General features: G+C 58.9%; 8 protein-coding genes. 4 read left to right on the top strand and 4 right to left on the bottom strand.

Features of this window, described 5'->3' with window-relative positions:
• Positions 1 to 45: 45 nt before the first annotated feature.
• Positions 46 to 1,365 (bottom strand): MFS transporter, encoded by a 1,320-nt coding sequence (locus AACT07_RS20200; protein WP_069529747.1) that lies wholly within the window; start codon positions 1,363 to 1,365, stop codon positions 46 to 48.
• 166 nt (positions 1,366 to 1,531) lie between these two features.
• Between AACT07_RS20200 and AACT07_RS20195 the strand changes: the two genes are divergently transcribed.
• On the top strand, positions 1,532 to 2,206 hold the full coding sequence (locus tag AACT07_RS20195; protein ID WP_019446503.1) for an ATPase: 675 nt from the start codon (positions 1,532 to 1,534) through the stop codon (positions 2,204 to 2,206).
• Between the two features lie 106 nt (positions 2,207 to 2,312).
• Positions 2,313 to 3,032 carry an acid phosphatase AphA gene (gene aphA / locus AACT07_RS20190; protein ID WP_005342927.1) on the top strand — a complete coding sequence of 240 codons (720 nt, stop codon included), beginning with the start codon at positions 2,313 to 2,315 and terminating at the stop codon, positions 3,030 to 3,032.
• Between the two features lie 73 nt (positions 3,033 to 3,105).
• Here the strand turns inward: aphA and AACT07_RS20185 are convergent, their stop codons facing one another.
• Positions 3,106 to 3,372 (bottom strand): hypothetical protein, encoded by a 267-nt coding sequence (locus AACT07_RS20185; protein ID WP_005348674.1) that lies wholly within the window; start codon positions 3,370 to 3,372, stop codon positions 3,106 to 3,108.
• A gap of 169 nt (positions 3,373 to 3,541) precedes the next feature.
• Between AACT07_RS20185 and AACT07_RS20180 the strand changes: the two genes are divergently transcribed.
• Together AACT07_RS20180 and AACT07_RS20175 are read left to right on the top strand one after the other, a co-directional pair.
• Complete coding sequence (locus AACT07_RS20180) at positions 3,542 to 4,363, top strand: HDOD domain-containing protein (RefSeq protein ID WP_005357745.1); 822 nt, start codon at positions 3,542 to 3,544, stop codon at positions 4,361 to 4,363.
• Positions 4,364 to 4,491: 128 nt separating this feature from the next.
• Entirely contained in the window at positions 4,492 to 4,989 is a 498-nt protein-coding gene (locus AACT07_RS20175) for a GNAT family N-acetyltransferase (RefSeq protein WP_069529746.1), read from the top strand.
• 153 nt (positions 4,990 to 5,142) lie between these two features.
• Here AACT07_RS20175 and AACT07_RS20170 read toward each other — a convergent pair whose 3' ends face one another.
• Positions 5,143 to 5,319, bottom strand: a complete 177-nt coding sequence (locus AACT07_RS20170; RefSeq protein WP_139123829.1) for a hypothetical protein — start codon at positions 5,317 to 5,319, stop codon at positions 5,143 to 5,145.
• Between the two features lie 506 nt (positions 5,320 to 5,825).
• Positions 5,826 to 7,103 carry a cation:proton antiporter gene (locus tag AACT07_RS20165; protein WP_021231596.1) on the bottom strand — a complete coding sequence of 426 codons (1,278 nt, stop codon included), beginning with the start codon at positions 7,101 to 7,103 and terminating at the stop codon, positions 5,826 to 5,828.
• Between the last annotated feature and the right edge of the window lie 177 nt (positions 7,104 to 7,280).

Raw genomic sequence — 7,280 nt, 5'->3', positions numbered from 1 at the left:
GCAGTACAAAAAAGCCCCGGCAGATGCCGGGGCTTGTTGTTCGGGTCAGGCCGCTTGCGGCGCTTGCTGCTGCCGGATGGCCCGTTGCTGGAACCAGAGCCAGAGACCGATGGCGAAACCCAGCACTGACAGACTCACCACATAGTGGGAGGGGGCCAGCATGTCGCTCTTCATCCAGAGGGTCACCGCCATCGGGGTGAGGCCACCGAAGATGGCGTAGGCCACGTTGTAGGAGAACGACAGACCGGAGAAGCGCACCATCGGCGGGAAGGCATTGACCATCACGTAAGGCACGGCGCCGACAATCCCGACCGCAAAGCCTGCCAGCATGTAGAGCGGCACCAGCTGACTCGTACCGGCCGCCAGACCGTGATAGAAGGCGTAGCTGGAGCCCGCCAGCAGCAGGGAGCCGAACATGAAGGTGAGACCGCTGCCTAGCAGGTCGATCAGTCGACCATAGACAATGCAGCCGAGTGTCAGGGCAACGATCGCCAGCGAGTTGGCGGTCAGGGCGTCGGCCGGGCTGATGCCATAAACCTTCTGCAGATAGGTGGGGGTCATCAGGATCACTACCACGATACCGGCGGAGAGCAGCCAGGTGAGCAGCATGGAGACCACCACGCTGCTCTTGTGGTTGCGCAGCACCGACTTGAGGGGGAGCTCATCGGCCAGGGTCTTGTTGGCTTTCATCTCGGCGAAGACCGGGGTTTCGTGCAACCAGCGACGCAGGTACATGGCGACGATGCCGAAGATACCGCCGAGCAGGAAGGGCACTCGCCAGCCCCACTCGCTCACTTCGGCTGGTGTCAGGCTCTTGTTGACCGCAGTGGCGATGAGGGAGCCAAGCAGGATGCCAGCCGTCAATCCCGCCGTGAGCGTGCCGCAGGCGACCCCGACCCGACGGGCAGGGACGTGCTCGGCGACAAACACCCAGGCGCCCGGCACTTCACCGCCGATAGCGGCACCTTGCAGGATCCGCAGTCCCAGCAGGGCGATGGGGGCGCCGATGCCGAGCACCGCATAGGTGGGCAGCAGACCGATCAACAGGGTCGGCAGCGCCATCATGATGATGCTGAGGGTGAACATCCGCTTGCGACCGATGAGATCGCCAAAGTGGGCCATGATGATGCCGCCCAGCGGGCGGGCCAGATAACCGGCGGCGAAGATGCCGAAGGTCTGGAACTGGCGCAGCCACTCGGGAATATCGGCCGGGAAGAACAGCTCGCCGATGACCACGGCGAAGAAGACGAAGATGATGAAGTCGTAAAACTCCAGCGCGCCGCCGAGGGCAGCCAGACTCAGGGTTTTGTAATCCTGTCGATTGAGGGGGCGGGCGTGATCATGTTGTTGTGTGGTCGTGGTCATATCCGTATGTTTCCCATCGGTTTTTTTAGTTATTTTCACCCCGTGCAAGGGGCATATACAGGTGATCGAGAGTATGCTGCCTGCCTCTTGTGTGTAAATCGCGCAATTCGCAACACTGTCTTGCATCTTTTTGGGGCAATCCGAGTGCCCCGCTGGCGGAGGAATGATGGAAAAGAAACGGGTACTGCTCTCCTGGAGCAGCGGCAAGGATTGCGCATGGGCATTGCATCAGTTGCGGCAAGATCCCGCCATCGAGGTGGTGGGGCTATTTACCACCCTCAATCAGGCATTCGAGCGGGTGGCGATGCACGGGGTGCGCAAGCAGCTGTTGACCGAACAGGCCGCCTGCGTCGGGCTGCCCCTCATCACCATCGATCTGCCCTGGCCCTGCAGCAACGAGGATTACGCCCGCATCATGACCGGCTTTATCGCCGATGTGGTGGCACAGGGGATCCGCCATATGGCTTTTGGCGACTTGTTCCTCGAGGATGTGCGAGCCTACCGTGAAAAGCAGCTGGCAGGTACCGGCATCGAACCACTGTTCCCGCTGTGGGGCAGCAATACCCGTGAACTGGCGCCGCAGATGGTGGCCGCTGGGTTGAAGGCGAGGATCAGTGCTCTCGACCCGAACAAGCTGGATGCCAGCCTGGGGGGGCACGATTTTGACGAGGCACTGCTGGCGGCGCTGCCGGAGGGGGTCGATCCGTGCGGCGAGAACGGCGAGTTTCACACCCTGGCCTATGATGGCCCCATGTTCTCCCGCCCGCTTGGCATTCGGGTCGGCGAGACAGTGCTGCGCGATGGCTTTGTCTTTACCGATCTGCTGCCAATCGAAGATTAATTATCGGGCGTCAAATGCTCCCTTTTGCTGGAGCATTCACAGATTTGAGAGGCGGGATGGGGGCACTATTGGCCCCCTCTTTTGATTGAAGATGACAACCTGCCTTATGAAACACATCTCTCGTCCGGCGCTGCTTGCCTCCTTGCTGGCTGCAGCCCTCTCTCTGCCTGCAGTCGCGGGTCAAGCCGCTACCGTTCAGCCAATCCCTGCCGGTGTCACCACTGTCACTTTGGCCCAGCAGGCGCCAATCCACTGGGTATCAGTGGAGCAGATTGCCAAGAGTCTGGATGGCCTGCCCCCGATGGCCGTCGGGTTTGATATCGACGATACCCTGCTCTTCTCCAGCCCGGGCTTCTATCGCGGCAAGCAGGAGTTTTCGCCCAACGACGAGAGCTATCTGAAGAACCCTGCCTTCTGGGAGAAGATGAACAATGGCTGGGATGCGTTCAGCATGCCGAAAGAGGTGGGCAAGGCGCTCATCGCCATGCATCTCAAGCGCGGAGACCACATCTATTTCGTCACCGGCCGCTCGGCCACCAAGACCGAAACTGTGAGCCAGACCTTGCAGCAGACCATGAATATTCCGGCCGACCAGCTCAATCCGGTGATCTTCGCCGGTGATCAGCCGGGCCAGAATACCAAGGTGCAGTGGCTCAAGGATAAGCAGATGAAGCTCTTCTACGGCGACGCCGACGGGGATATCAAGGCGGCGCAGGAGGTCGGCATTCGCGGCATTCGTCTGCTGCGGGCCGCCAACTCCAGCTATCGGCCACTGCCGTTGGCAGGGGCGCTGGGGGAAGAGGTGATCATCAACTCCCAGTTCTGATCCGGAGTGGATCCATGCAAAAAGGGCGGGGCTATTGGCACCCGCCCTTTTTGCATCCGTCATCCAGCTCGGGTCAGTCGTCTGCCCACGGCATCTCGGGCAGGCTGTCGAGGAACTCGCCATAGCGGGTCAGATTGAAGGGGCCCTGATCAGCTTCCATTGCCATCAGCTCGGCCCCGAGGGCGCAGGCGATATATTGCAGTGCCTCTTCCCGCGGGGTGCCCTTCATCACCAGCCGCATCAGGGTCGCCTTCACATGGGGCGGGTGACCGTCGTTGAGCTGGTTCTCCACCATCTCCAGCAGCGCGTCTTCGTCAAAAAATTCCTGAGTGTCGTTCATGGGATATCCGCAACAGTGAATGTGGCGGCCAGTATAGCCTGAATGTGACTAACACCTTGAATGACCAGCGAATAAACAATCCGATGGGGAGGCCATTTGTTACCCATAATTAGGAGGAGTTTGCCAAGGCAAACAGGTTGGAACACAGATAACATGGATGGACACGCCTATGCCCACGATAGATTCCCTGCTGGCCGAGCCCAAGCTACTGCCCCAGATCCCGGAAGTGATGCGCGATTTGATCCAGACCTTCAATGAAAAGGATCCGGATCTGCTCAAGATCAGCAAGTTGATCAACAAGGACCCTGTCATCTCCGCCAAGTTGCTGCGTCTGGCCAACTCGGCCAAATTCGGCAGCAGTCGCCAGATCGGCACCGTCAATGAAGCCGCGGTGCGGCTTGGACTGGCGATGGTGCGCAACATGGTGCTGGCCTGCGGGCTCACCGAGTCGGTCACTGCGGTGCCCGGCATTGACCTCAAACATTTCTGGGGCTGCGTCTTCAACGTGGCGGAGCTGGCGCGTCGTCTGGCGGTGAAGAAGGGGATGAAGGGAGATGAGGTCTTTACCTGCGCCCTGCTCTACGATCTCGGCCGACTGGTGATGCATGTGGGCCTGCCGGAAAACACCGTCCATCACATCCACGATCTGGAGTTGCACAAGGGACGGGCCAAGGCGGAAGAGCTGGTGGTTGGCTTCAACTATGCCCAGGTCGGGGCGGCTATGGCACGTTACTGGAAGTTTCCCGAGACCATCAGCAATGCGGTGGAGTATCACTACAACCCCATGCTGGCCAAGGAGTTCTCCGCCGAGGCTGGGTTGATCCATCTGGCGATCGTGCTGGCTGCGCAATCCGATGTGGGGGAAGAGGCGCCGCCCGAGTGGCCCCACAAGGTGGCAGACGCGCTGGGGCTGAGCTGGGCCGATTGTGCCGCCCAGTTCACTGCGCTGCGCGAACAGGGTAATGGCTACGCCGGGTTACTGGCTGCCTGAGCCCGTTTATCCCATCTCATCAGGGGCCAACGCGGCCCCTTTTTCATGGCCGATGGTGCCACAGACTTGCCAGCCCGGGAGTGACGGGGCACTCTTTGCCCTTCACTTTCCGTTTGAGAGTCCTTGCCATGATTGCCTCCTCCCGCCTGATCCTGCGCGAAATGATCGCCACCGATGCCCCCTTCATCCTTGAGCTGCTCAATGACGGCGACTTTTATCGTTACATCGGCGATCGGGGCATTCGCACCCTCGAACAGGCGCAGGAATATATCCAGCAGGGACCGGCAGTCAGCTATGCCCGTTATGGTCATGGGCTCTATCTGGTGGAGCGCAAAGAGGATGGTGCCAGCCTCGGTATCTGCGGTTTGATCAAGCGCGATACCCTGGAGCAGGTTGATATCGGTTACGCCTTCCTGCCGCAATATCGCGGTCAGGGCTACGCCATTGAAGCGGCGCAGGCCGCCCTTGCCGATGGCAAAAGCCGGTTGGGGATCGGGCAGGTAGTTGCCATCGTCACTCCGGGCAACGAGCGATCCATCGGCCTGCTGGCCAAGCTGGGGCTGGTGCGCAGTCGACTGGTCAAGTTGAGCGAAGATGCCGATGAGTGCCTGCTGCTGGAGCAGTGATCAAGGTCAGAGAGCTGAAAAGCGAATGGCGAGGTAGCTGTCAGGTTGAGTGACAAGCAAGAGCCCGGGCCTGGCGAAAGGCGTGAGAGAAGCAAAGAGGCCGCCGTGAGTTGCGGCCTGTCTGCATCGGGCGCTGCCGGAGGGCAGGCAGGATCAGTTGAGGTCTTCGATGGAGAACTCGCCAGCGATACCATCATAGGAGATGGCGAAACCGCCGCTGAAGCGGGTGCTGAACTGGATCAGGAACGCATCATTGTCGTGCTCTTGCACAGGCAGGTTGATGGGCTTGCTGCGACGCAGGGGCTTGTGTGTTTGTACTGCTTTCATCATGGTATTTCTCTATATAAATTAGGTGTTTGCTCCTTGTATTGGCAAATGTCAGGTCAATGGGCGCGGTCGATTGGGTGAACGACAAGCGCGCAGGAATACCCAGCCCGGTTAAAGGGCGTCTGCACTTTCAAGGAATATGCTGATGCATAAATCAAATTTGGTGGGCAGATCGGGTCTGCACCGTGAGAGCCGGGCAACGCAGGCAGACAGCCTGACGGTTCTCAAGGCGAGTAAATCAGAAGAAGGTTATGCGGGTACTGGCAGGATTCATCGTGAGGTGAAGCATTGCAGGGTAAACATAAACAGGGCTGATTAACTAGCCGACGCGCATTCTCTCCTCGAAATGAATAAAAAGCAAACAATAATTTGCCGATGTTGAAGTCAGTACGCTTTTCCTCTGTGTAATCAAGGTGCTATCAGCAGCAAATATCCGCAGCTATCCGCCATAAAAAGAGGGCTCCCGACGGGAGCCCTCTCTCATTCTGCAATCAGCACCGTGGGCCGACTCAGTAGTCGCCACAGGCCTTCTTGGCAGCCGTGATCATCGGGGTGATGGTCATGCCTTGCACCACGATGGAGAACATCACCACCGAGTAGGTCATCACCAGGATGACCTGACGCAGATCGACGCCATGTTCCGGGATCATCATGACGCCGGAGGGGAGTGCCAGTGCCATCGCCATGGCCAGACCACCGCGCAGGCCACCCCAGGTAAGGATCCGCACCGAGAAGGTGTTGTAATTGCGGAATCGGCGGAAAGCCACATAGGGCAGCGACACGCTGATAAAGCGGGCGCCCAGGCAGAGCGGTACCGCAATGACCAGCAGGATCCAGTCACGCCAGGCGAGATCCAGCAGTACCAGCGCCAGACCGATCAGCAGGAACAGCAGGGCGTTGAGGAACTGGTCCATCAACTCCCAGAAGTGATCCAGGTGATGGCTGCTCTGCTCGGAGAAGCCGGAGTGACGGGTCCAGTTGCCGATCATGATGCCGGTGACCACCATGGCCAGTGCGCCGGAGACGCCGATCATGTTGGCAAAGGCGAAGCCGGCGGTCGGGATGCAGAGGGTCAGCAGCAGCTCCAATGAACCGTCATCGGTGGCGCTGATCATCACGTGGGCGATGAGGCCCAGCACGGCACCGAACAGGATGCCGCCGAGGGCTTCGTGCAGGAACAGACCGGCTACGCTACCGAAGGTGGGCTCGACCCCGCCAAAGGCGACGGCAAACACGGTAGCGAAGATGACGAGGCCAACACCGTCGTTGAACAGGGATTCCCCTTCGATCTGGATGGCGATCTGGGGCGGCGCTTTCATCTTCTTGACGATGGCCAGTACGGCAATCGGGTCAGTGGGGGAGATCAGCGCGCCGAACAGCATGCAGTAGACCAGCGGCAACTCCCAGCCCAGCAGCTTGGCGATAAACCAGAAGCCGTAGCCGATGAGGAAGGTGGAGAGCAGGGTGGCAATGATGGCCAGAATGGTGATCTCCCACTTCTGGCTACGCAGCGCCTTGAGGTTGATGCCGAGGCCACCGGCGAACAGCAGGAAGCCCAGAATCCCCTTCAGCAGGAAGTTCTGGAAGTCGATGCTCTCCATGGTTTTGACGGCAAGAGGTTCCAGATTGAACCATCCCAGTTTGCCAAACAGCACCAGCAGTGCGGAGATCAGCATGGAGCCCGCAGTAATGGCGATGGTGGTCTGGATCTTCACAACATACTGGTTGGCAAAGGCGATAAAGATCGCCAACGCTGCCAGAAAACAGAGTGTGTAGTAGACGCTCATAGTTATTTTTTTCTCGTTGGTAGACAGCAAGCACGTATCCCTATACAGGACGGGCATAGGTTACTCTCGGGCCCTATGTTACTCATTACCTATAAATGAGTATATGGTGGCGTATTTGGACTTATAGACGGCTAGATTTCCATTTTATTTGTTTGCTGTTAGGATGCTGTTTACGCA

The organism is Aeromonas sp. ANP5 (assembly GCF_963870295.1).
GTDB classification, from domain to species: domain Bacteria; phylum Pseudomonadota; class Gammaproteobacteria; order Enterobacterales; family Aeromonadaceae; genus Aeromonas; species Aeromonas veronii.
The sequence above is the reverse complement of the archived record's forward strand: the minus strand, read 5'-3'. Positions and strand labels throughout refer to the sequence as shown.